Origin of the sequence: Lactonifactor longoviformis DSM 17459, from assembly GCF_900129135.1 — a bacterium.
GTDB lineage: Bacteria > Bacillota > Clostridia > Lachnospirales > Lachnospiraceae > Lactonifactor > Lactonifactor longoviformis.
Window position 1 is genome coordinate 383,313 of the sequence record NZ_FQVI01000001.1, and the last position, 23,281, is coordinate 406,593.

Sequence of the window (23,281 nt, forward strand, 5' to 3'; positions counted from 1 at the left end):
GTCTCCCTCTCTATTCATAATAGGCAACCTTCATCAGCTCTTCTATGGTTGTTACTCCGGTTTCCACCAGCTCCAGTGCGCTGGTTTTCAGAGTCTTCATCCCCTGTGTCTTCAGCGCATATGCAGCAATTTCCTCCATGGCGGAACCTGCGGATATCATCCTGCGTATCTCTTTGTCAATCAGCAGTATCTCATGGATGGCAATTCGCCCCTGGTATCCCGTATGATTGCAGCGGTTGCATCCTTTGGCCCTGCGCACTGCTTTCCTATCGGTTCCCAGCAGGGCTGCCTCTTCATAGGTAAGCATATCCTCATAGGAGCAGTGGGGGCACAGCTTTCTCATAAGCCGCTGGGCTACTACTCCCACCAGAGAGTTTGCTATCAGATAAGGCTCTAAACCCATGTCCACCAAACGCACAATGGAAGACACGGCATTATTTGTATGAAGAGTAGAGAGCACCAGATGGCCGGTAATGGCAGATCGAACCGAGATAGAAGCAGTCTCCGCGTCTCTTGTCTCCCCCACCATGATGATGTCAGGGTCCTGCCTGAGAAGCGCCCGAAGTCCCACCTCAAAGGTAAGACCCGCCATGGTATTTACCTGCATCTGATTGACTCTCGTCAGATTCTTCTCCACAGGGTCCTCAATAGTAGAAATATTTACCTGCTTTTTGCAGAGCTCCTCCAGTACCATATACAGAGTCGTAGTCTTTCCCGATCCGGTGGGGCCTGTGAGGTAAATAATACCGTTGGGGGATTGGAGCATCCGTCGGAATTTAGTATAGTTCTCGTCATTCATTCCGTACTGTCCGGCATGATCGATCACTGAATTATTCGCCAGAAGACGAAGTACTGCCTTCTCCCCAAACACAGTGGGAATGACTGACACACGGACATTCACATTTTCATTTTCAATCTTAATGCGGAAATGGCCGTCCTGGGGGATCCTTTTTTCTGCTATGTCCAGATTCGAGATTATCTTTATGCGGGCAATGAGCGAAGGGTGCAGAGACCGCTGCAGGGTAACATAGTCAACAATAGTCCCATCCATACGCATGCGCACCAAAGTTTTGTCCTCAAAAGGCTCTATATGAATATCACTGGAGTTAGTCTGATATCCCCTGTGAATCAGACTGTTCAGCAGTTTGATCACAGGTACATCGCCGCCGCCTTCCTCCACTTCCAGCTCTTCTATCACCGGCTCTTCTATGCTCTGGTTGGCATCCTTTGCCGCCATACGGGCATTTACTTCTGCATAGTAGTAATCAATTGCCTTATTCAGAGGGGCAAGCTCAGCCAGCAGCACTTCCTGATTCATCCCTGTCAGCTGACGGATATCCTCCAGGCCGTAGAAGTTCAAAGGATCGTTTGTTACCAGTGTCAGGGTCTGGCCGTCGGTGTCCACCGGCAGTACGTGGTACCGCGCGGCAAGCTGCCTGGGAACCTTCTCCACAGCCTCAATATTCACTGTAATCTGGCTCAGCTCCACTGTTTTCATCCCAAGGCGCTGTCCCAAAGCCTGGATCATCTGCTTTTCTGTCACAAACCCCAGTTCCATCAGAATAGCGCCCAGACGTTTTTCCCTGTGCTCCTTCTGATACGCCAGGGCTCTCTGAAGCTGCTCTTCCGTGATATAGCCATACTCTTTCAGCACTTCTCCAATAGGAATATTCTTCACAATCATTTCCTCCGAACCAAGCCCGGGGCTAATATGATAGGTGCCCCGGGCATACTTTTCTCTCTATTTGCTGCACATATACATCTCCAGACTGATGGTCAGGGTAGAATCTGTGCGTACGTTCTGATCTCTGTCGAGGATCAGCGCATCCTTGTCTCCAATGGTATAGCTCACAACTCTGAGAGCCGGATACTCATTGGTAACGCTGTCTATAAGAGTCTGAAGGCTTTCCAGACTGCCAATCGCCGTCACTGTGATATCTGAGATATAGATTTCATTTCCGGCGGTATCCTTTTCACTGCTCTGGGATCCCTCCTCCTGGGTAAGCGCTTCCTCCAACCCCATGGCCGAGGCTGTGTAGGGTGTAAAATTCCTGTTCTCCGGGCGGACGGACACTGTAAAATCTCTTGCCATAAGGCCCATATCCAGAATCATATTGGTGATCATTTTGTCAATCTCCTGATTCTCCATCATAGGATACAGATCCTGGATCAGTTCCCGGCGTTTCGCCTCATTTTCTTCTTTTCTCTTCTGATAGGACGGAAGCAGCGCAATCTCTGCCTCCATCTCCGACCTCTCCGTCTCTGCCTGCTCTATCTGCTGCTGAAGATCACTCCTCTTGTCGATGGCCGGAAGTATAATAAACACAACGAAGCCCGCGATCACAAGGAATACAATTAATACCGCGAGAAGAACTTTATCCCTGTTTGTCAATTTTGTCGTCACTGCTTATCCCTCCTGCCTGCCGGCTGTCTCACTGAGGAAGCAGCTCACATTAATAAGGTAAGACTGCCGGCTTTCCTCGTAGCCATATCCGGAATACTGTACATCTGCAAAAACCTCCGAATTCTTCAGTGCGGCAATAAATGCATTGCACTCTTCGGCGTTGGCTGCCGTGGCCGTAAACTGGAACATTCCGGTCCTGGCATCGTAACTGTTAATCTGTATGCCAATCTGCCCCTGTCCGCATGCCAAAATCTCATTTACCACGGTGCTGTTGGCTCTGGGGTAAGACTGGATCGCCTTCCAGGCATAGGTATCTGACGCGATATAAGCCTCCAAAACAGAATTCTCCGTCTCCAGAGCCTTCACTTCATCGTATTTCTGCAGGTTTGTTTCATCCGTCAGATATGCATTGATTCCATTCAGCTTATTCTGGAGCATTAGATTCGAAATCAGAAATACCAGCGATACCGCAACGCAGACGCCAACAAGGATGCCGCCCGGAACCGCAACAGCCAGTATTTTCTTTTTCATCTGCTCCTGATTGGGGTTCTTCTTAAATTGAAGATAGAAGTTAATATCTTTTTTATTCGCCTGTCTCATTTTGTACACCTCATTTTCCCTGGAATTCTGCCTACTGATTCAAGTACGCCTCGGCGTACTTGCTGCGAGCTGCTCGCCATGCTCTGCATGACATAATACATCTGTGCGGTGGGAGTCTTATCTGCTTACAAGATAAAATTTCCTGCCGCATATACATAATCGCAGAGTGCAGGGGCCCCCGTGCCAGCCTCCACATAGGCCTCCCGCTCAGAAGGCATCTGGATCCGTTTTGTCTCCGGAAGCCGCTCCACCGCCAGTCCCAGTCCTGCAATATTCTCTGCGGACAAACTCTCATCCGTCCCGAAGAATCCCCCCAGATAGACGTGGGTAATTACATTCTCAAGTTTCTCTGATGTATGGAACTGCATAATTCCGCTGACATTTCTCGCCACTTCCACTGCAAATTCCGGTGTACCGTGTTCACTGAACAGCCTGGCACGGCTGGAATACACATACTTTCCTCCCACAAGGAGGGCACTTACCAGATTATCCCCATCCAGAAGAAGAATAATGCAGGTGCTATCCGCCAGCGCTTCATGGGCACCCAGCAGACGAACTGCGCTGCACAGCGCAGGCTTTACAGAGGCAATGGTGATTCCCATACGTTCAAACAGCTCCACAAAGCTTCCAACAAAGCTTCTCTCAGCTGCCGCGCACATGACCTTCCCCATCTTAGCTCCCCGGTTCTCTTCCATTGTCATGTAATCGTAAAGAGGATCCTGAAGAGAATCCATGTCCGAAAATTCTCGTTTTAACAGATCCCGCATTTTCCGCTCTTTTAATACCGGAAGAGTAGCCAGTCTGGTGGTGAAGTGAGTGCTGTCGATCACCAGGGAGACCTTGGACACCGGGAGATTGTGATCCTTCCACAGTCCAAGAAGCTCCTGCTGAAGCCCGGCCTCATTGGTAATCACTCCGTTCATCAGGTTCCCCTCTTCCAGGGCAAAGCAATATAAATGCTCTACTCTGCTGCATTTTCCCTTTTCCCCGGTCAGGATCTGTATGGTATTATTTGATAAATAAATAGATGTCGTCATGTGTTATCATTCCTCCTGGTAATTTGGACAAATCCGGTATCCCCGCATCCCGGGCCGTCTAATACTCTCCCCCGGAATTCTCAATGGCAGAGTATGACTGGAAGATCGGAAGCAGTACGGCTATCATAATAAATCCTATGATCACGCCCATTACAATAATCAGCACCGGCTCCAGCAGTGTGGTAAGCTTTGTGATCGCCAGCTCTGCATCGTATTCCAGGGCATCCGCAATAACATCCAGCATACTGTCCAGGCTTCCTGTCTCTTCCCCTATGAGTATAGTGGAAGCCAGACGGTTCTCAAACCCGTCAATCAGCGCCAGAGAACTGGCCAGCGTCTCACCGGCCCGCACAGAACGGATAGAAGCTTCAAACTGGGATTCTATGTAGCTATTTCCCACTGTCCTCTTTCCCACCTGCAGAGCTGTGATAATCGGCAGGCCGCTGGAGTACAGAGAGCTTAAGGTTCTTGCAAATCTGGCTGTATAGATTGTCCTCAGCAGTTTTCCGATGACCGGAAGCTTTAATTTCAGTTGATCCATTCGCAGCCTCACCTGCGGGATCCGGAAGACAAAGGAGAGAATCACCCCTGCGAGTAAAAGGATAATGATGATAAGCAGCCAGTGGCTCCGGATGGTATCACTGATTCCAAGAACCATACGGGTGGGAAGAGGCAGCTGCTCCATTGTGTCAAACACCTCTGAAAACTGGGGGATGATATAAGAAACAATAAATATCACCACCGCCACAACCATAACGATCAGGATCAGAGGGTAGATCATAGCATTTTTCACTTTGCTGTTCAGCCTGTGCTCTTTCTCGAAATGCACTGCCATACGTATGGCGGTTTTGTCCAGACTTCCGCTGGCCTCTGCAGACCGGAACATATAGATAAGAATCTCCGGGAAAGCAGGCCCCTGGGATTCCATAGCCTCTGACAGGGGAACGCCCTGCCGGATCAGCCGGAGCACATTTTCATAAATCCCTCTGCTTCTGGGTTTCAGATTTCTTTCCTGGGCAATAATATTAAGCGCCCGCACCAGCGACACCCCAGCTGTGAGAAGCGTCCCCAGCTGTCTGCAGAAATCTGCCAGAACAGCTGGCTTCAACCGTTTCTCTGAGCGATTTTCCTTTTTCTCAGAACAGGAGATCAAAATCTGTCCGGCTGCTTTTAACTTTTCGTACAGCTCCTCTTCCCCTGCGGCATCTTCATACCCTTTTGTCTCCGTGCCGTCCAGACCTCTGGCCCGATATTTATACTTTGGCAAACCGTTCACCTGCCTTTACTTATTGGTCTTCTCTGTCAAAATCGAAAAAATCCCAGATACCAGTTCAGAATCTCATTCCCGCAGAAAAAAGCAATTCCCATCCCGGCACACAAAAAAGGGCCAAATGCAAAATGCTCCTTCCTCCCCTTCTTCTCGGCAGCCAGCAGGCCCCCTCCATAGAGACCTCCGCTCAGAACCGCCAGAAACAGGGAGACGAGACTTAACTGCCATCCCAAAAACAGCCCGCAGGCCGCCATTAACTTTATATCTCCGCCTCCAAACGCACCCGGAATCAAAAGGGTAATGAGCAGCAGCGGAACACTAACGGAGAATACTCCGATTATTCTCGAAAGCAATGTGATATCAGGAAACACAAAAACAGAAACCAGGCCGCAGCCGGCTGCCGCAAGCACCAATCCATTGGGTATCTCCATGGTATCCAGATCGATAAAAGTAACTGTTGTTAAAATGGATAAAAAAGCAAACACTGTAACTGCAGACAGTGTAATCTGATAAAATCCTTCCCCTGTATTTCCGAATTGCCGCAGGCAGAGGACGCTAAAACATCCGCCCAGGGCTTCCACCAGGGGATATCTGGAGGATATGGGCGCCCCGCAGTTTCTGCACCTTCCTCTCAAAAGAAGATAGCTGAAAATGGGAATCATGTCTCTTCCCTTTAAGGTCTCCCCGCAGATTGGGCAGAAGCTTCTCCCCCCTACAAAAGATATCTTCTTCGGCAGCCGGTAGATTACCACATTCAAAAAAGAAAAGAAAGAGGCGCCGAATAAAAATATCAATACGAACAATAAAATCTCTAAAAAGTATAACATACTGTCTCCTGGTTTAAAAGTAATGTCTCAATATAAGCTCTTACAGGCTACTGCTGTCCAAACCAGCAGTAGCCTGTAAAACTTTTCAGGAAATATTCTAATGTTGTATTACATGTTTCGAATAATACACATTCCAATGTTCCCCTTCCTCATCCTGCAAGTAGGTCACAGTGTATGCACCTTCGATATAGAGCAGTTTGTAAAACTCTATCTTTGCTGCATCATACTGCTGCAAATAAACCTCCCCGGGACAGCCGGCAAGCTCAACTACTTCTTCTTCCACGCCTTTTGCAAAGCCATAGGGCTGAGACTGGTCCTGGAAAGGGCTCCCTTCTGTTGCGTGCTCGAGAGCGGTTACGTAAGCTGCCATCTTCGCAGATTTTGCCTCCGTCAGGATAGCCCTGGCGTCGGCGCGTTGCATGTAATAACGGGCAGTGGGCGCAAGCACTGCGGTGAGAACTAATAACATGATACTGATAATCAAGATATCTATTTTTCTGCTTTTTAAGTATGTTCTCATTTTTATATTAAATCACAAAGTAATTTTTGACTATCTTTTCAAAAGTTCTTATATGCCGGTATAGCCTATTGTTACAGGCTTTTCCGGCATTTTTCATTGTGGAAGATACTCTCAAATCTTCTTATATCCCCGTATGTTTTTGTGTTCAAAAGTAGTATGTGGAGTAGTAAATTCTCCATTTACTACTATGCAATCAGCCGCTTCATTTCGGTTATTGACGTTTCGGAAGTTGTGTGTGCGTAATAGTTCAGCGTCATATTGATGTTGGAATGTCCCATGATGTATTGCAATGCTTTAGGGTTCATTCCCGCATTTGCTAACGTGGTGCAGAATGTGTGGCGTAAGGTGTGCGGTGTCATTACCTTTGGCAATGCGACCTTTTGCGTTTTGTTGTATTTCCTTACAAGCCCCCGGAACATACTTTCATAGTTGACTGCCACTTTTGGCAAGCCGTTCCGGTTAAGGAACAGAAACTTTGTGTAGCCCTCTAAAATAACAGGCTGTACATATTTCCGTTTATTTAGCACCCGTTGAAATGCTTCCAACACTTTTTCACTCATAGGAATAACCCGGTTGCCGCTTTTCGTCTTAGGCGTTTCCACATAGTAGCCCACATCTGCAATCTTCAAAAGTTGGTGGTCTACATTGATAAGCTGTTTGTCTAAGTCAATGTCAGCTTCCGTCAGTCCGCAGAGTTCCGAAATGCGAAGCCCTGTCCCTAACAGTATGATAATCTCGTCGTAGTATTTCTGATAGACTTTATCATGCTGTACAAAGGACAGAAAAGCCGCTTCCTGCGTAGGGGATAGAGGTTCCTTTGGTTCCGTATCATCTTCAAGGACTGTGTTCAACTGGAAGTCAAATGGATTTTTACGAATACAATCGTCCTGTATGGCTGTGTAAAAGGCAGCCTTTAAGGAACGCTTGTGGTTGTTGATAGTCTTGAAGCCGTAACCTTTTTCTTTCATGCGTAACGCCCATTCCTTTGCGTCGGAGAGCTTCACATTTTCAATCCGGCAGGCTCCAAGTTTATCCTCCTGCAAAATCCGCATGAGCTGTTTTCGCCCCTGCTTTGTACCATGCCGCACATTTGCCCGGTGGCGTATCTGCTTTGCGTAGAGTTGGCAGACCGTCATTTTCTTTCCGATATGGTCGATACCGTCGTCAAGGTCTTTTTGGATTTCTTTCTCTTTTTCCCTCAACGCTATATCGTCGCGCTTTCCTGCCGGGGTTTTGTCCGTAGGCACTAACTTCCAAGAATAAACAAACTGCGGTTTCCCAAAGGTATCTATATATTTGTAGGCATATCTCCCGTCTTTTCTCTGGCTCTCTCCGGTGCGGAGAATACGATTTTTATTATCCCGTCTTTTTTCCGACATCGTTATGCTCCTTTCCATAATGGAAAGAGCCTTGATATGCTTGACTACATTGTACCACATTCAAGGCTCGATTTCACTATTAGATTGCGTCCACCGTATCAATCATTTTTTCAAACTGCTTACGCTTAATCTGAATACGGTTTCCGTTCATCATTACCCAGTCCGGGACGGGATTTTCTTCTGCCAGTTTCCGCAGCTTGCTTTCTCCGATACGGAAATATTTTGCTGCTTCTTCTATGGTAAGAGTGTACTTTTCCCAAATCGGCACGTCGTTATTGTTCAATTTGTCGTCCCCCTTTCTTAATGGGTCAAAAATCAATCTGTAACATAGGCTTTAATCGGACGGCTATTAGCGTAACCTCATGGGACTTGCACCCCTCCGGCGGTCTGCCGAAGCCCTACCCATTGCCTGCGACGCTTCTAACGCTCGGACTATGGCTGTAAGGAAGTATCATTATGTATTCTGTGCGTTATCGCCCGCAGGCTGCTATCCCTGCTTTACGGTGTGGTATTTCTCGCTCGCTTTTCTGTTAAGAGAAAGGTCATGGCGTACCCGCCGCATGGCTCGGCACAAAAGGAACGTATCCGATTTGCCTTATGCTGCGTCGCCGTTCTATTGCGCCGCTTTCTTTATCAAAGAGCAGGGGGCTGTCTTGCGGTATGGAACGGAAAAGGGGAAAGAAGCGTTCCAATATCGCGTAGGTTATTCAGCCCGAAAAGTGAGGATAGCCCTCATCAGTCTTGCTTGCAGCCGTTCCCGAATATCCTCGTCAACGCCATAATAGACATTGCCGCGCTCGTCGTAGAGCTTCCGCATGGAAAGACTTGCTATGTAGCCGCTGAAATGCTGCAAGACCATTTTCATAGCGTCCGGGTCGCCTTTGCTCGCCGCCAAAATAACGGGATAGGGAACAAGGGCATTTTCCGGGTAGTCGTTTTGATTACCATTCGTTCCATTCATCAGCGTGTTCCTCCAAATATTTCTTTAACAGTTCAAAAGAGCTTGTCCGTCTGTACTGTATCGTGCTGCGCGACGTATTGAACATTTTTCCGATTTCCACGTCAGTCATGCCCTCGAAATAGTACAGAAGTATAGCAGTTCTCTTTTCTTCCGGCAGGGTGCGTATTGCTTCAAGCAATAACTTCGGGGTTATTTCTTTTCCTGCCATTTGATAAGTCGGCTCGGCTGTTTCAGCTTGAAAATATTTATCCGTAGTGTAAAGCTGCCGTTCCTCATGCAAGGCAAGGTCACAAAAAGAAACTTCCCGTTTCCTGCGTCGCCGGATTTCATCATGGGCGTTACAGGCTTCGTTGTGTAGCACCCGTTTACAGAAACTTTGAAAGACACATTGCTTCTGAAATTCTCTGCGATTAGGTTCCATGTAATCACCTCCTTTCTGCCGAAAGGCGGTAGTACCTCCCCTTTTCGCGGGATAATACAGACGACTTTTTTAAACGCCGGACGAAAGCGAAAATTTCTTTGAAAAATCTTCTGTAAAATGCAAAATGCGCCCATCTGCAAGGCGCAGACCGACGCATAGGAAATAACAGCAGTATTTAATTGATTTGATAGTTCATCTGTATAGTCGGACTTGTCCGGTGGGGGAGCTATACTTTTTTTAATGAATGTAACCTATGTATGCTGTATAGCAACAAAGAAATCCCCATAGCGGCAGCCCTCCTAAATGCCGCTAATTTATGTTAGCAGTAGACAAAAAGAAGCGGCGGCTCTAAAAATTAAAGCCACCGCTTCAAATGCGCGTGAAAATATGTCTGCGCTACGACGGCTTTTTTTCTTTTGCTGTCGTAGCGTAGAATTAGGAAGTGTGCATAAAAGACACTATTTTTTCAGTAGTGAGGAATCCAAATTACCAAAACTTGTTACTCCACACCGAATAAAACCTACCATATCAAGCTATTTGAATCAGAGTTCAATTCTTGCTTTTGATGGTTTATCTTCACAATAGATAACTTTAATCGTTGTTCCCTTGTCAGGAATTTTGTTTCCTGCGCCAATCCATTTTTGGCAGGTGTAATCTTTGACGCCTATCGTGTATTTGACCTTGATAATATGTGGAAAAGCTGCACCATCCATAGCATGGGTACGGACAGGTTTACGATTTACTTTTAACCACCATTGTTTTGTAACTGAAATTACAGTTCCTGTTGTTTCCTTTTCCATAAGTTATACCTCCGATGTTAATTTAGAATGAGTAATTTTCTATTTAGATAGCTACATATTAAAGCAAACTGCCCTTTAATCCTTTTTTGAAAACCAATACAGCCCTTTCGGTTCCCCAAAATGACATTGTGACAAGGCGATAGCTTTCCTTTTCCATTTCCTCTATTTTGGCATTGATTTTCACTGTCGCATTTTCAATAGTAATTTCTTCTAATAATTCTGTCCTATACATCATATCTTTACCTCCATAATTATTAAATAGATGATACATATTTTCGGTTCAATCTTTTTGGTATTTACCAACCTTTTTTTCTAACTGCTTTTTTCTTCTTACCAACAGTCAATGTACCGGGTTCTTTCTTTTTATTTGCAAGAATAATCATAGAAATCAAGAAAGTCAAAACTATTGTAATGAAAGCGGGGAAAATGTGATAAGTATAACCATATTCCGCACCACAAGTAGGGTCTACTAAAATCATGCTTGCTTTAATCGGATAATAATTTAACAGTGTTCCTTCAAAAGTTCCAAAATATCCATACACAAAAGCTAGTGCAACTCCACCCAAAAAATTATTTGCCGAACAACAGAATATCAGAATAATCGGCAAGACTGAAATATAAATTCCTATATTCGCCCCAGTAACACGAATAAACATATTGAGTAGATTGCCAAAATGAACTCCCGGAAATCCGACAATAATATTGATTACTAATGCTATCACACAACCTATAAGACTAAAGCTGATTGTCAACAGCAATAGAATAAGTAATTTTCCAGAAAGTAACTGTTTATATGGAATAGGAATTGTTAATATATTCTTCATAGTATCGTCTGTATATTCCCTTGTTATGATATAACCTGCAATCAGTGCAATAATAATCGGAAAAAATAAGGTACAATTACTAATCATAACCTGTTGCATAAAATAGTCAAACGTCCATGTCGGTCCACCGTTGGCTGTGGAATAAAACAGTGACAGCAACGGAGAAAGTGTTGTCATAATAATTCCGGCTTTTATTACAGAATATCGTTTTAATTTTAAAAATTCAGTTTTTATTATATTTCTCATATCTTTTACCTCGTCCATTTTTTATAAAAGCGAATTATCAGCCACAAAGAAAGTACAACTGTAATTGCCATAATAAAAATTGTATGGAAAGTAGTTGGTACAATCGCATAGGCTTCCGGCAAAAGATTATCTTTTTGCAAATTATCCATCATTAAGCCGCTTGTCCAGTTCATAACACATATAACCGGAAAAGAATTTAAGAAAGCAATTTTGGCAGCACTTATAGATGTCCCAATCGTTCCCAGTATGCCCCAGTTAAAAATGGAATAAAAAAAAGCAAGCAGGATAGAAAGTAAAAAACTTTTGTTAAAGTAAATAATTAAAAATACAATCGGTAAAGAAGCTGCTACGATAAGAACTCCAAAAATAAGGCTCATAAATATCTTATAAGTCATACCGTAAACCATTCCTACATGAAACAATTTACAAAACAACGCAACAGACAATGTGCTTATCAGACAAAATGCAACGCTGAAAATAAAGAGCATAGAAATTTTTGCCATAATGAGTTGTGTATTTGTAACTGGAATTGTTCTAAGGTTTTTGGAAGTATCACAATCTCTTTCTATAAAAAACAAAATAGCGGCAATGATACCAATTAGACATGGAAGCAAAAAAACTAAACCATATCCCAACATCATTGTATAGACATAATCAAATCGGGTTTGAAGATAGTGTTCTGTTGTATCTGCACCAGTTCCCGCCTTTGCCATATATGCCAAAATCAACGGAAAAAATAACGACAATGACATCAGTGCATACAACAGTCTTTTTCGCTTTAATTTCCAAAATTCGCACTTAATCAGTTTAAGCAATTCCTTCGCCTCCTGTCACACGCTTGAAGTAATCTTCAAGACTTTCTTCACAAGTATGGGCTTCTGATACCTCCAATCCATTTTCTACAAAAGCAGTCACGATTTTTCCTACGGACAAATCAAGATTATGCAAGCGTAAATTGTGGTCGTCCTGTATAGAGAAATGACTCTCATGGAAAGTACGCTCTAAAATTCTTGCTGCCTGTGCGGTATCAGAAAGAGTAAATCGGATATGTTTGCTGCTTTTTTGTTCCAGTTCCGCAAGACTTTCTTCTTCCAATAGTGCGCCATGGTCGATAATTCCAATATCATCTGCTAGCAAAGAAATCTCCGAAAGGATATGACTGGAAATTAAAATTGTTTTTCCCTTTGTATCGCAAAGCTCGCGAATAAAAGAACGTACTTCTGCAATTCCAATCGGGTCAAGCCCATTGATAGGTTCATCTAAAATCAGAAGTTCAGGGTCGTGCATAACTGCAAGTGCAATCGCAAGCCGTTGTTTCATACCAAGAGAATACTGGGAAAACAGTTTTTTGTCTTTATAAGGCAATCCTACCAAATCCAATGTGTTTTTAATTGAATGACGGTTGGGTATGCCCCGTAAGGTAGCAAAAATTTGTAAGTTTTCCGTAGCAGTCAAATTAGGGTAAAAACCGGGTGACTCAATCAGACTACCGATACGGGGCAACAATTTCTTTTCATTCCCCTGCAAAGACTTTCCCCATATTTTAACTTCGCCGGAAGTTGGCTTTGTCAATCCAAGTAGCATTTTCATAGTGGTCGTTTTTCCGGCTCCGTTTCTTCCAAGCAGTCCGTAAATTCTCCCTTTCTGCACATGAATATTTAAGTCAGCGACACTCTTTTGTGAGCCGTACTGTTTGGTAAGATTTTTTGTTTCAATGATATAATTTTTGTCCATATTCAAACCTCCTGTTCTGTAAACTATTCTATCATACCAACCTTGCATTAACCTTGCCGCAACCTTGCATTAACCTTGCAATTTGAAATATTGTCCCAAAAATAATTAAGGCTCCCGTCAAAAGAACGGGAGAACCTTAATTTGCTAAGGGAAAAAGCAAAGTAAATTCCGTTCCTGTTCCCTGTGTGCTATTTGCTGTTATTGTGCCGTTCATTTTTTCTACAAGTTGGTGTGCGATAGAAAGCCCAAGACCGCTGCCTTTTTCAGACCGTCCCTTATCGCATTTATAGAGCCGTTCAAAAATATGCTTCAAATCTTCTTTTTCAATCCCTATTCCATTATCTGCTAATCGGATTTGCATATTTTTTTCCTGCTTTGATAGGATTATTTCTATTTTATCCGCATGACTGTGAGAAATTACATTCTGAATAAGATTGTTCAATATCCGCATATAGCCGTCCGTATCAAGTTTTACCCGGAAAGGCTGTTCGGGAATATCAATATTGTAATCTATCTGCTTATCTTCAAATATGGGTATCCAGTCAATCAAGATATTTCGTGTCAGCTCCGCAGCTTCAACAATATTTATATCCATAGCAAACTCATTAGAATTTAATTTGAACCAGTCAAAAAGAACATCAATATATTCTTTCAAATCGTGAGCTTTGCGGCGGGCTGTTTCGATATAGTCGTCCCTGTCTTTTCCTGTAACAATTCCTTTATGTGCAGCGTCAAGATACCCAATAAGCGTTGTAAGCGGTGTCCGAACATCATGGGAAAGACTTGTCATAAGCTGTCGGTTTGTTTCTTCTGTCTGCCGGACAGTAGAAAGCCTGCTCTCATAAGACACAACAATCTCATTTATTTCATAGGCAAGAGGGGCTACCAGTTCATTTGTTGCAGATAAAATACGTCTGTTTCCATTTCCGTTTTTTACATCAATCAATGCGTCTGTTATCTCGGCTATCTGTTTTTTAACACGTCGAATAGCAAAGCAGGAAACAAGAATAGAGAAAAGTGCAATTATTATGGATAGAAAAATGACTGCTTCCATAGAAAATCAAACCTCCTTGTTAAAACGATAACCGATACCTTTAATCGTTTGAATATATTTTGGACTTCCGGGATTTACCTCTAATTTCTTGCGAAGTCGGCTGATAATCGCCATAATGTTGCTGTCATCATAGAAATATTCCTCTCTCCACACTTCTTCATAAATCTGTTGCTTTGTCAGAATTTTCCCTTGATTTTTCGCGCAGTATAAGAGTAAGTCAAATTCTTTTGGAGGCAATTCAAAAGTTCCATTTTCCGTAGTAACAGAACGATTTTCAATATCAATTTTCAACCCGTCAAATTCAAGTTGCTGTGATATTCCGTCCTGTTGATTGAAACGGGTATAACGGCGTATAAGGGAAACGATACGGGCTATCAGTTCGTCCATGTCAAAAGGTTTTGTCAAATAATCATCAGCTCCTGCCCTTAAACCGCGTACTTTAGAAGCACTGTCATTTTTTGATGTAAACATCAAAATCGGCAGGCTGCTTTCTTTTCTAATTTCTTCCAATGTTTCAAATCCGTCCATACCAGGCATCATAACGTCCAGTATCACAAGTTGATATTCTCTCTCTTTTAATTTTTGTAATCCCTCTTTTCCCGTATTACAAAAATCAGCTTCTATATCTTCTGATAGCACGCTGCGTTTAATCAGCGCACAAAGTTCCTTATCATCATCTATAATCAAAACTTTATTCATGGTATAGCTCCTTTCCTTGTTTGGTTCTACCGTCAATCGGTTTTTCCGCGTCTTTTGGTATCAACCACATATACCCAAGTTTTGAAACACCCTGTATGCGTTTCTCCCTGCAAAGTATCTGTACCCGCCTTTCAGAAATTCCCCACTTCTTTGCTGCTTCGGGGCAAGACATATATTCCATAACAACACCCGTCCTTTCTGAAAATCTTATCATAATAATTATAGTCGGACACACGAACAATAGCAAGTATATAAATATGAATTATTATGGCTATTTAGTGGAACTGTATAGACATATCCAAAGAGAAAGGGGAACAGTAAAATGTAACTGGGTGAATAAATATGGCAAAAAGACCGGTAGAAAAATATGACTTCAAGGCATTTGGAGAAGCTATAAAAGCTGCGCGGACGGGGCGCAAAGAAAGCCGCAAACAGGTAAGTGATGAAATGTATATTTCTCCTCGCTATCTTGCAAATATCGAAAACAAAGGACAGCACCCCAGTCTGCAAATCTTTTTTGAGCTTATGCTTCGTTACAATATATCCGTAGACCAGTTTCTTTTAGATACGCCCACCCAAAAAGATACAAAGCGGCGGCAGCTCGACGCTCTCCTTGATGATATGAGCGATAATGGCATACGGATTGTAACGGCAACTGCAAAAGAAATTTCAGAAGTCGAAAAAGAGGACAAATAAATGTGTCCGGCAAATTGAATATGATTTAGGAAGCGTTGTAATCTTTACAGATTGCAGCGTTTTTCTTTTGCTCTTTTTTGGCATATAGAGCATTGCGTTGTAGTAACCAGTGAGGAAAAAACTTTCGTAGCAAGCATAGGAAAAGAGTACCCTTTTCCGTATTTTCTCCCTCCCGTCCTGCGGTGCGTCGGTTGAAAATTGCTTGTTGGGAAGTGTCCCAAACCCTCGGAACGGAAAGGAGTGATTGCATGAATGGACGCAAAAGAAAAGTACAAATCAAATTCTATGTAACAGAGGAAGAACGGGCATTGATTGAGCAGAAAATGAAGCTCGTCCCCACCCGGAACATGGCGGCGTATCTTCGCAAGATTGCCATTGACGGGTATATCATTCAGACAGACCATAGCGACATAAAAGCCATGACAGCGGAGATACAGAAAATCGGGGTCAATATCAATCAGATTGCAAAGCGTGTCAACGCGACAGGCAGCGTCTACCAAGAGGACATAGAGGAAATAAAGGGGGTGCTTGCGGAGATATGGCGGTTACAAAGATTAAGCCTATTAAAAGCACGTTGAGCAAAGCCCTTGACTATATCCAAAACCCGGATAAAACAGACGGGAAAACGCTTGTGTCCTCCTTTGGGTGCAGCTATGAAACGGCAGATATTGAGTTTGGATTTACGCTTGCACAAGCCATAGAGAAAGGGAACAATCTCGCCCACCATTTGATACAGTCCTTTGAGCCGGGGGAAGTGGATTATGAGAAAGCCCACGAAATCGGGAAACAGCTTGCCGACGCGGTAACAAAGGGACAGCATGAATACGTCTTAACTACCCACATAGACAAAGGGCATATCCATAACCATATCATTTTTTGTGCGGTCAATTTTGTTGACTACCACAAATACAATTCCAATAAACGCAGCTACTATGGCATACGGAACATGAGCGATAAGCTGTGCCGGGAAAACGGGCTGTCCGTTGTCGTTCCGGGTAAGGGCAGCAAGGGAAAAAGCTATGCAGAATATCAAGCGGAAAAGGTCGGTGCAAGTTGGAAAGGCAAGCTGAAAATTACCGTTGATACGCTTATCCCCCAAGTGGCAAGTTTTGAAGAATTGTTGCAGCGGTTACAGGCAGCGGGCTATGAGATAAAGCCGGGAAAATATATCTCCTGCCGCGCTCCGGGACAGGAACGGTTTACCCGCTTAAAAACCCTCGGTGCAGATTATACAGAGGAAGCAATCAAAGAACGGATAGAGGGCAAGCGCACAAAGGCGGCGAAAGCTCCCAAAGAGCAGCGCGGCGTATCGCTGCTTATTGACATTGAAAACAGTATCAAGGCAGCGCAGAGCCGGGGCTATGAACAGTGGGCGAAAATCCATAATCTGAAACTGGCTGCAAAGACTATGAATTTCTTGACAGAACATAAGATTGAGCAGTACGCAGATTTAGTCAGCCGGATTGAGGAAGTAAATGCGGAAAATGAAAAGACAGCAGACGCATTAAAGAGCGTGGAGAAACGTCTTGCAAACATGGCGGTGCTGATGAAGCACGTTACCACCTACCAAAAGACAAAACCTGTCTATGAAGCATACCGCAGGGCAAAGGATAAGGACGCATACCGGGCAAAGCAGGAAAGCAGTCTGATACTCCATGAAGCAGCGGCAAAGGCACTAAAAACGGCGGGCGTTTCCAAGCTCCCGAATGTCGCCGCGCTACAAGTAGACTATGAAAAGCTCCGGGAACAGAAAGAAGCCCTTTACGCGGACTATGGCAAACTGAAAAAACAGGTCAAAGAGTACGACGTTATCAAACAGAACATAGACAGCATTTTACGGCAGCCAAGAGAGCCGGAACGGGAAAAAGGGAAAGAACGCGGGGAGTAGTTTTGTTCATACTTGTGTGATATAATAGTTCCTATCAAAGACAGTAGCCACATACTAAAGTGATACATTTTCAGCAAAGGAAGTGTCAGAAAATGGAACAGGAAATGCCGGACTATGAAACGATATGCGCTGCCGTTGTGGGCGAAAAATGGGCGTTGGAAAAGGTGCTTGATTGTTACGGCGACGAAATCAACCGCCTTGCAATGGTAAAAAAGTGTCAGCCGGACGGGACTATCAAAGAGGAAATCGACGAAGATTTACGGCAAACACTCATAATGAAACTGTTAGAAGCTATCCCACAATTTCCAATGGAAAAGGAGTGATACCATGACACGCGGAGAAATTTGGAAAGACTTTTTCAAGAGAAACGTTTTGCCCGCCGTTATTGCATTGTTTTTATTCTTCATGTTCAAGAACATCTTTACAGAGGACGGGTAGACCAATTACTTTTATGTATGGCTGTGCTGCGGTATCCCCTTTGGCATTCGCCGTATGTTCGTATGGCTTGTACCGCATGGATATGACATAGCTGGAACGGTGGGTATCGTTGCCATTAACTTCATTTTGGACGGCATTATCGGCGGGGGCATTTTAATATGGCGGCTTGTCGTTGCTACGTGGTATATCCCCCTTACGATATACCGTTTACTTACCGCAGATAAGAGTGCAACCCCTCAAATCAATATAGAGAAAGGATTTAAAAGTTATGAATGAAAGAGAAAGAATTATTCATTTATGGTTTGATATGTGGCTAAAACAACAAGATTTAGGGATTGATAGTATTTTTACAGAAGATGTGATTTACACTGAAAGTTGGAGTCCTAAGTATGAAAGTCGAAAAACAGTAAAACATTGGTTTGATGAATGGAATACTCGTGGAAAAGTCTTAGTGTGGGATATTAAACAATTTTTTCATAAGGAAAATCAAACTATTGTAGAATGGTATTTCAAAAACAAAATGAATAATGGTAATATTGAAGAATTTGACGGAATTTCTTTAATAGTATGGACGGAAAATAACAAAATAATGGAGTTGAAAGAATTTGGTTGTAATCTCAATACCTATAATCCATACGCCCAAAATGATATGCCACAATTCAGAGATGAAAAAACAAAGTGGTTTTGAAGTTTTAAAAGCCGGGACGCAGACAGTCGGTAAAGACTATCCGCGCCCCGGCTTTCTTATGGGTACAGCGATAAAATGTTACGCAGTAGAACGCCATTTTTGAGGGAAAAGGTATAAAACCCTTGCCGCGTCATTTTCACACCCGGAAAGCCCTGTAAATCAAGGCTTTTTTTGCCCCTACTGCGTAACAAGGGCGCGTCGTTTCCTCATGCGCTCCGCTGCCTGTCTGCGGGTAATACGCTTCCGGCAGTCCGGGCAGTATTTGACGCTGTTAGAGGTGGACGCAAAAGAAGCTCCGCACTCGGTACAACGCTTTTTATCCTCGGTCTTGAAAAGCTCTGCATACAGCAGCTTATCAAAGGGAAGTACGGCGGTCTGAAACCATTTGCATAGAAGAGAATAGGAAATAAGCTGCGGGCAGACACATTCCTCCCCGTCGTCCAGTAAAATACAGTGTCCGTTATCGCAGTTGCAGCACTCCTTTTTTACAAGGCTGTTGACTTTCCGGCTTTGGGGCGGCGTAAGCCGCTTTAGCCCGGTCATACCTCATCAGCGGCGAAAATGGCAAGCTCCGTATACTCATTTTCTGTCAGAGGTGCAATTTTCGCAAGGGTGCGCTTCGCCAGTTCCCGCATATCCTCGTCCATAAACGGCAGCGCAGCGTTGATGTTCTCCATAAGCCCGCGCTTACCGCCCTCATTGTAAATGCTCAACAGGTTTGTTTCTTCAACGGTCAGTCTAATCATGCTCATACCTCCAATTCGTGATTTTTTGATTTTGCCGCTTTTTTCTGTGCGGTTTTTTCTTTGTCTGCTCTAAGCTGCGCCCGGATAGAGGGCTTCTTTTCCGTTTTTGCTGCCTTGCCGCGTTCCTTGTCAGCCTTGACAGCTTCCGCAAGGTCAACAAGGGAAATGGTTTCTCCTGCCTTTACCTTTGCTTCCAGTTCTGCGGTAGTCGGGGTGTTGTTTATCTGCCCGTCAATCATGTTGTAGTTTTGCTCTGTGGTCTGCTCGGCAGCTTTCAGATAGTTCTCTGGCTGAACGGGAACAGCAAAAGCCCTAGTGCCGTTCCCCATAATCAGATATTTTCCGTCGTCGGACTGGTGGTGCAATCCATATCCGGCAGCTTCCATTTGCTCGCGGCTCATGGCGGTTACATAGAAAGTCCCTCTCGGTGTTTTGATTGTTTCGCCCGTTTCCAAGTCGGCGGGAATGAGGGCATTTTCCTGCTCCTTGAAAAACTCCGGCACTTCCTTATAACCGAAGCTGTCTACATAGTGGGCGGTGTCCTGCCCGTTCTGATGAAGCACCACCACGTCGGAAACGGAAAGGCTGTGTCCCTTAAAATCTTTCGGGTGGTCGATATTAAAGCGGGTGTAAATATCTTCAAGGGAAGTCCCCGGCGTAAGCTCTGCGGAATAGACAAGTGTATAGTTTTTCGCGTCTACCCGGTGTCCTGTGGCAGTCAGACGGTCGTAAGGTTCAAAGCGCAAATCTCTTGTTTCGTCCCCGCCTTTTATCTGATAAATGGAAAAGGTGTCTTTGTCCTGTGGGGCTTCCTGTTCCGGCTGCTCCTGTGCATCTACCTTTTGCGCCCGGATATGCGCCCGTTGTAACTCGGTAGGCTTTTCCCCCGTAAGGGGTACAATCGCCTTGACATAATCAGCCGCATAATAGGCGTTACTGGTAAGCTGCCGCTGCCATGCCCCTGCTTTGGGCGACCAACGGAAGCCATTACTTTTTAGGGCTTCCCGCGTGGCTTCGTCCGGCTTATCCTCAAAGAAGATTTGCAGTCGGTTCGCTTCGGTGTTTGCTTCCACCTTGCCGCCGTCAAATTTCCAACCCACAAAACCGATTTCTTTTTGCTGTGAAAGAGATTTGATACGGTCTTTCACGCGCCGGATTTCTGCACTGTTGTTGGATAACGCCCAAGTCGCAAATGGCTTGTCCTCCAAATGCCAACTGCTCGCCATGTCTGCTTTCAGTTTTTCCAGTTCCTCCGGCGGTAAATGCGGGCAGCCGTCAAGGGTCTTATGCTTACGGTAATAGGCGTTTACGGCTTTCATGGTTTCCTGTGATTTTTCAAGGCTTTCCAGTTTCTTTTCTAACTTCTGTACTGCCTGCGGGTCGTCTGCGCTGATACCGCCCATGCCGGTACTGCGGATTTTATCAAGAAGCCCTTGTATGTCCTGCCATTCCCGGTAATTGCTGTCGCGGGCTGCGTTCTGCTTTTCTTTCTTCCTTGTGGGGAAGTTAGAGCCGCCCGCAATCAGGATAGAGGGAACACGCGCGTCAATCTCATAGCCTTTATTCATGTTCGCCGCCAGTTTCCGGGCATAGGTGTCAAGCAGGCTGTCGATTTTCTCATGGTACATCGGGTCTACCCGCTGTTTTTGCCTTTCTGCGATTTGTACGGCTTCATCTACATAATGCCTGTATTCAGCCGTCGCGCTGCCTTGCTTATAATCGGAAAAGCTGTTCATATCCTTTGCACGTTTGGCGGCAGCTTCATTGATAGGATAATAAGGGGCGGCGGGTGCAGCCTGTTCCGGCTGTGTTTCTTTTTCCTGTACCGGGGCTGTTTCTTCGGGAAGCTCCGGCGTGGCGGCTTCTGCTTCGGGCTGTTTGGTAGCTTCCTGTGCGGGCTGCGCCTGTTCGGTGGTCTGTTCCTTATCCTGTGCCTTTTGGATTGCTGCAAAATGTCCGTCTATGGTATCAATCAGATTTGCGGCGGTGCTGCGGATTGTTTCAAGAGAGCCTTTCAGTTCTGCAAGTTCTTTTCCGCTGCTCCACCCGGCGATATATCCAAAAGAATAGTCCGACGTATCAAGCCCGTAATGTTGGCAGACAGCATAGGCGACGCTTTCCGCCTGTACCTCGCGGGTACGGCGGTCGGGGCGTTCCGGCATAGCAAGGGCAGTATCATGCAGCGTGGCGTGGGCGATTTCATGGATTGCGGTCTTGATATTCTGCAATTCGTCCATGCCCTCGTTGATGATGATACGCTTTTCCTCATAATTGCAGCGTCCTTTTACGCCGCCGCTTAGTGCTTCAAATCCCATAGCAAAGGGAGAAGTCTTTTCAAGGGCAGCGAAAAAATCCTTGTATTGTTCCACGTTGCCCGTCAGCTCATAGGTAAGGGCAGGAAGCTCCTTTCCCTCGGTCTGTGAAATATCAAAGACAGATACCACACGAAAGGCGGGTATCTTGATTTCCTTTTCCTCGGTAACAGGTTTCCCGTCCTTATCGAAAACAGGCTTTTGGGTGTCCGGGTCGATTTTTTCCACCTGTTTCTTAACGGTAAACGGGGACGGCGCAAGTATCTTGATAGCTTTTTCTCCCGGCTTTACATGGCGGTCAAATTCCTTTTCCCATTGTTTATAGCCTTTCACAAGATTGCCGCCCTGCATGGCGATAAGGATTGTATTGTTAAGGCTGTAATCATGGAATTTTGACATAGTACGCAGATAGTCGGCGTAACGGTCGCTTTCATACAGTCCTAAAATCCCCTGTTCCAGTCGGTCGGTAATCTCTTTCATCTTGTCAGCGGGCTTTTCAGAAGATAGGATAATCGGGAGAACCGGGGGCTGCTCTGTGGCGGTGGTCGGTATAGCTGCGGAAGCGTCAAGGTCTGCCTGTTCCTTTTCCTGTACTGGCGGCTGCGGCGTTACCCGGTATTCCTCCGGCACGTCGCGCCCGTCATACCATTCTGTAAAGGTATTACGGTTATTGTAGATATAGCCCTGCTCGGTAAATCTGCCCCCGTCATTGATAGCAGCGTCCCGCCCGTATTCCTCATACATGAAATATTTTTTTGCTTCTTCGGGCAGCTCCAACTCGTCCAGTTCTTCAATCAGATAATGCCCGTAATCTTCCTCACTCTGTACGGACGGATAAAGCCAGTAACAATCAAGGTTTTGTGCAAGGTTGATAATGTCCTGCAAGTCCCTTGTATGGTCGCCGTATGCCATAGCTGCAACAAATTTTTCCCTGTCGTCGTCAAACTGCATTTTCAAAAGTTCGCTCAAATAGTTCAGCTCGTCAAGGCTTTCAAGCTCGGTCAATTTTCCTGCCAGTCCCGCAATAGAGGACTGGTATTCTGTGATATGCAGCTCCCCGTAGTTTTTGCCGTCTATGCCGATACGGTCAAAGACTTCTTTCAAATGCTCGGCAGTCGTGGGGAATGATACCCATTCGCCCGCAGGTCTGCCCTCGGTGTACTTTCCAAGATTAGAAAGATACCCGCTTAAAATCGGTTGTTCCATGTGTTCGCTCCTTTCTTTCTCAATCATGCGGTGCATAAGCTCGTAGTCCTCCATGCTCATGCTCCCGTCAAATAGATAGGGGTCGGGTTCTTCGCCGTCCCGGTAGGCTTTTTCAGAGAAAGGCAGCCCCGCAGCGTGGGCGGCGGCTCTTGCTTCCTCGATAAGCTCCGGCGGCAGCCTGTCGTCGTGGGCTTCGATAAATTCCCCGATATTGCTATATCCGTTTTCGTAGTGGCGGCGCACCCCGGCGGTCAGCTCGTCAAGGTTCCTATCCTCGCCAAGATAGCCGGAGTAATAGCCGTTTACCACAACGGCGGCAGGGTCAGCCTGTTTGATTTCTTCCATGCGGCTTCTGTCCTCCGGGTAGAGAATATCGCTCATTTCAAGGTGGAAATATTCTGCGTTCCAAGAGCGTCCCGTTTTCCAAAACGCCACCCAAGCGATACCGTCCCTTAATTCTTCTTGATAGTCCTTTACGGTGTCCCGTAAACTTGCCATGTGTAACCTCCTTTCTTCGGTTTCAGAGGGTTT

The 23,281-nt window shown here is 45.1% G+C and carries 27 protein-coding genes and 1 pseudogene; 6 read left to right on the forward strand and 22 right to left on the reverse strand.

What is annotated here, in order from left to right:
* Nucleotides 1–10 precede the first annotated feature (10 nt).
* The 19 genes from BUA56_RS01695 to BUA56_RS01780 all read right to left on the reverse strand — a co-directional run bounded on the left by BUA56_RS01695 (nt 11) and on the right by BUA56_RS01780 (nt 14,957).
* A complete protein-coding gene (locus tag BUA56_RS01695) occupies nt 11–1,684 on the reverse strand; it encodes a GspE/PulE family protein (protein WP_242946702.1) in 1,674 nt (557 codons plus the stop codon).
* 57 nt (nt 1,685–1,741) lie between these two features.
* Nucleotides 1,742–2,404 carry a type II secretion system protein GspM gene (gene gspM / locus BUA56_RS01700; protein WP_072848530.1) on the reverse strand — a complete coding sequence of 221 codons (663 nt, stop codon included), beginning with the start codon at nt 2,402–2,404 and terminating at the stop codon, nt 1,742–1,744.
* 3 nt (nt 2,405–2,407) lie between these two features.
* Nucleotides 2,408–3,004 carry a hypothetical protein gene (locus BUA56_RS01705; RefSeq protein WP_072848532.1) on the reverse strand — a complete coding sequence of 199 codons (597 nt, stop codon included), beginning with the start codon at nt 3,002–3,004 and terminating at the stop codon, nt 2,408–2,410.
* Between the two features lie 125 nt (nt 3,005–3,129).
* Entirely contained in the window at nt 3,130–4,041 is a 912-nt protein-coding gene (pilM, locus tag BUA56_RS01710) for a type IV pilus biogenesis protein PilM (protein ID WP_072848534.1), read from the reverse strand.
* A 58-nt stretch (nt 4,042–4,099) separates the two neighbouring features.
* Nucleotides 4,100–5,308, reverse strand: a complete 1,209-nt coding sequence (locus BUA56_RS01715; RefSeq protein WP_072848536.1) for a type II secretion system F family protein — start codon at nt 5,306–5,308, stop codon at nt 4,100–4,102.
* 35 nt (nt 5,309–5,343) lie between these two features.
* Entirely contained in the window at nt 5,344–6,138 is a 795-nt protein-coding gene (locus tag BUA56_RS01720; RefSeq protein WP_072848538.1) for a prepilin peptidase, read from the reverse strand.
* A 97-nt stretch (nt 6,139–6,235) separates the two neighbouring features.
* Entirely contained in the window at nt 6,236–6,607 is a 372-nt protein-coding gene (locus tag BUA56_RS01725; protein WP_072848540.1) for a hypothetical protein, read from the reverse strand.
* A gap of 236 nt (nt 6,608–6,843) precedes the next feature.
* The gene (locus BUA56_RS01730; protein ID WP_044477098.1) at nt 6,844–8,037 is read right to left on the reverse strand and encodes a site-specific integrase; all 1,194 of its coding nucleotides are present in this window, start codon (nt 8,035–8,037) and stop codon (nt 6,844–6,846) included.
* A 79-nt stretch (nt 8,038–8,116) separates the two neighbouring features.
* A complete protein-coding gene (locus BUA56_RS01735) occupies nt 8,117–8,320 on the reverse strand; it encodes an excisionase (RefSeq protein ID WP_009905235.1) in 204 nt (67 codons plus the stop codon).
* Between the two features lie 420 nt (nt 8,321–8,740).
* Nucleotides 8,741–8,998, reverse strand: a complete 258-nt coding sequence (locus BUA56_RS01740; protein ID WP_009905237.1) for a helix-turn-helix domain-containing protein — start codon at nt 8,996–8,998, stop codon at nt 8,741–8,743.
* A complete protein-coding gene (locus tag BUA56_RS01745; RefSeq protein ID WP_018112814.1) occupies nt 8,979–9,419 on the reverse strand; it encodes an RNA polymerase sigma factor in 441 nt (146 codons plus the stop codon). The genes BUA56_RS01740 and BUA56_RS01745 overlap by 20 nt, the downstream gene beginning before the upstream one ends.
* Before the next feature lie 542 nt (nt 9,420–9,961).
* Nucleotides 9,962–10,219, reverse strand: coding sequence for a hypothetical protein (locus BUA56_RS01750; RefSeq protein ID WP_022621582.1), 258 nt, complete (start codon nt 10,217–10,219; stop codon nt 9,962–9,964).
* Between the two features lie 58 nt (nt 10,220–10,277).
* Nucleotides 10,278–10,454 (reverse strand): hypothetical protein, encoded by a 177-nt coding sequence (locus tag BUA56_RS23155; protein WP_166460160.1) that lies wholly within the window; start codon nt 10,452–10,454, stop codon nt 10,278–10,280.
* A 61-nt stretch (nt 10,455–10,515) separates the two neighbouring features.
* Nucleotides 10,516–11,289, reverse strand: coding sequence for an ABC transporter permease (locus tag BUA56_RS01755; RefSeq protein WP_016728876.1), 774 nt, complete (start codon nt 11,287–11,289; stop codon nt 10,516–10,518).
* Nucleotides 11,290–11,294: 5 nt separating this feature from the next.
* On the reverse strand, nt 11,295–12,104 hold the full coding sequence (locus BUA56_RS01760) for an ABC transporter permease (protein WP_069432110.1): 810 nt from the start codon (nt 12,102–12,104) through the stop codon (nt 11,295–11,297).
* The gene (locus BUA56_RS01765; protein WP_016728878.1) at nt 12,097–13,023 is read right to left on the reverse strand and encodes an ABC transporter ATP-binding protein; all 927 of its coding nucleotides are present in this window, start codon (nt 13,021–13,023) and stop codon (nt 12,097–12,099) included. The genes BUA56_RS01760 and BUA56_RS01765 overlap by 8 nt, the downstream gene beginning before the upstream one ends.
* A gap of 136 nt (nt 13,024–13,159) precedes the next feature.
* On the reverse strand, nt 13,160–14,077 hold the full coding sequence (locus BUA56_RS01770) for a sensor histidine kinase (RefSeq protein WP_069432109.1): 918 nt from the start codon (nt 14,075–14,077) through the stop codon (nt 13,160–13,162).
* Between the two features lie 6 nt (nt 14,078–14,083).
* The gene (locus BUA56_RS01775; protein ID WP_021360404.1) at nt 14,084–14,776 is read right to left on the reverse strand and encodes a response regulator transcription factor; all 693 of its coding nucleotides are present in this window, start codon (nt 14,774–14,776) and stop codon (nt 14,084–14,086) included.
* Complete coding sequence (locus BUA56_RS01780; protein WP_009905249.1) at nt 14,769–14,957, reverse strand: MerR family transcriptional regulator; 189 nt, start codon at nt 14,955–14,957, stop codon at nt 14,769–14,771. Before BUA56_RS01780 ends, BUA56_RS01775 begins: the two co-directional genes overlap by 8 nt.
* A 161-nt stretch (nt 14,958–15,118) precedes the next feature.
* On the opposite strand from BUA56_RS01780, the gene BUA56_RS01785 reads away from it, so the two are divergent.
* The 6 genes and pseudogenes from BUA56_RS01785 (at nt 15,119) to BUA56_RS01810 (ending at nt 18,486) form a co-directional block, all read left to right on the forward strand.
* Nucleotides 15,119–15,472, forward strand: coding sequence for a helix-turn-helix domain-containing protein (locus BUA56_RS01785; RefSeq protein WP_016728880.1), 354 nt, complete (start codon nt 15,119–15,121; stop codon nt 15,470–15,472).
* 248 nt (nt 15,473–15,720) lie between these two features.
* Nucleotides 15,721–16,050 (forward strand): plasmid mobilization protein, encoded by a 330-nt coding sequence (locus BUA56_RS01790; RefSeq protein ID WP_009905253.1) that lies wholly within the window; start codon nt 15,721–15,723, stop codon nt 16,048–16,050.
* Entirely contained in the window at nt 16,011–17,360 is a 1,350-nt protein-coding gene (locus BUA56_RS01795) for a relaxase/mobilization nuclease domain-containing protein (protein ID WP_069432108.1), read from the forward strand. Before BUA56_RS01790 ends, BUA56_RS01795 begins: the two co-directional genes overlap by 40 nt.
* A gap of 92 nt (nt 17,361–17,452) precedes the next feature.
* A complete protein-coding gene (locus BUA56_RS01800; protein ID WP_011861102.1) occupies nt 17,453–17,683 on the forward strand; it encodes a helix-turn-helix domain-containing protein in 231 nt (76 codons plus the stop codon).
* A gap of 4 nt (nt 17,684–17,687) precedes the next feature.
* A pseudogene (locus BUA56_RS23525) lies at nt 17,688–18,074 on the forward strand (DUF6050 family protein).
* Nucleotides 18,067–18,486 carry a nuclear transport factor 2 family protein gene (locus BUA56_RS01810; protein ID WP_011861104.1) on the forward strand — a complete coding sequence of 140 codons (420 nt, stop codon included), beginning with the start codon at nt 18,067–18,069 and terminating at the stop codon, nt 18,484–18,486. The pseudogene BUA56_RS23525 and the gene BUA56_RS01810 overlap by 8 nt, the downstream one beginning before the upstream one ends.
* A 177-nt stretch (nt 18,487–18,663) precedes the next feature.
* Here BUA56_RS01810 and BUA56_RS01815 read toward each other — a convergent pair whose 3' ends face one another.
* Genes BUA56_RS01815 through BUA56_RS01825 form a run of 3 tightly spaced genes read right to left on the reverse strand, consistent with a single transcriptional unit; the run spans nt 18,664 to nt 23,248 of the window.
* On the reverse strand, nt 18,664–19,029 hold the full coding sequence (locus tag BUA56_RS01815; protein WP_069432107.1) for a cysteine-rich VLP domain-containing protein: 366 nt from the start codon (nt 19,027–19,029) through the stop codon (nt 18,664–18,666).
* Nucleotides 19,026–19,238, reverse strand: coding sequence for a transposon-transfer assisting family protein (locus BUA56_RS01820; RefSeq protein WP_436970290.1), 213 nt, complete (start codon nt 19,236–19,238; stop codon nt 19,026–19,028). The genes BUA56_RS01815 and BUA56_RS01820 overlap by 4 nt, the downstream gene beginning before the upstream one ends.
* Nucleotides 19,235–23,248, reverse strand: coding sequence for an antirestriction protein ArdA (locus BUA56_RS01825; RefSeq protein ID WP_069432105.1), 4,014 nt, complete (start codon nt 23,246–23,248; stop codon nt 19,235–19,237). The genes BUA56_RS01820 and BUA56_RS01825 overlap by 4 nt, the downstream gene beginning before the upstream one ends.
* Nucleotides 23,249–23,281: the final 33 nt, after the last annotated feature.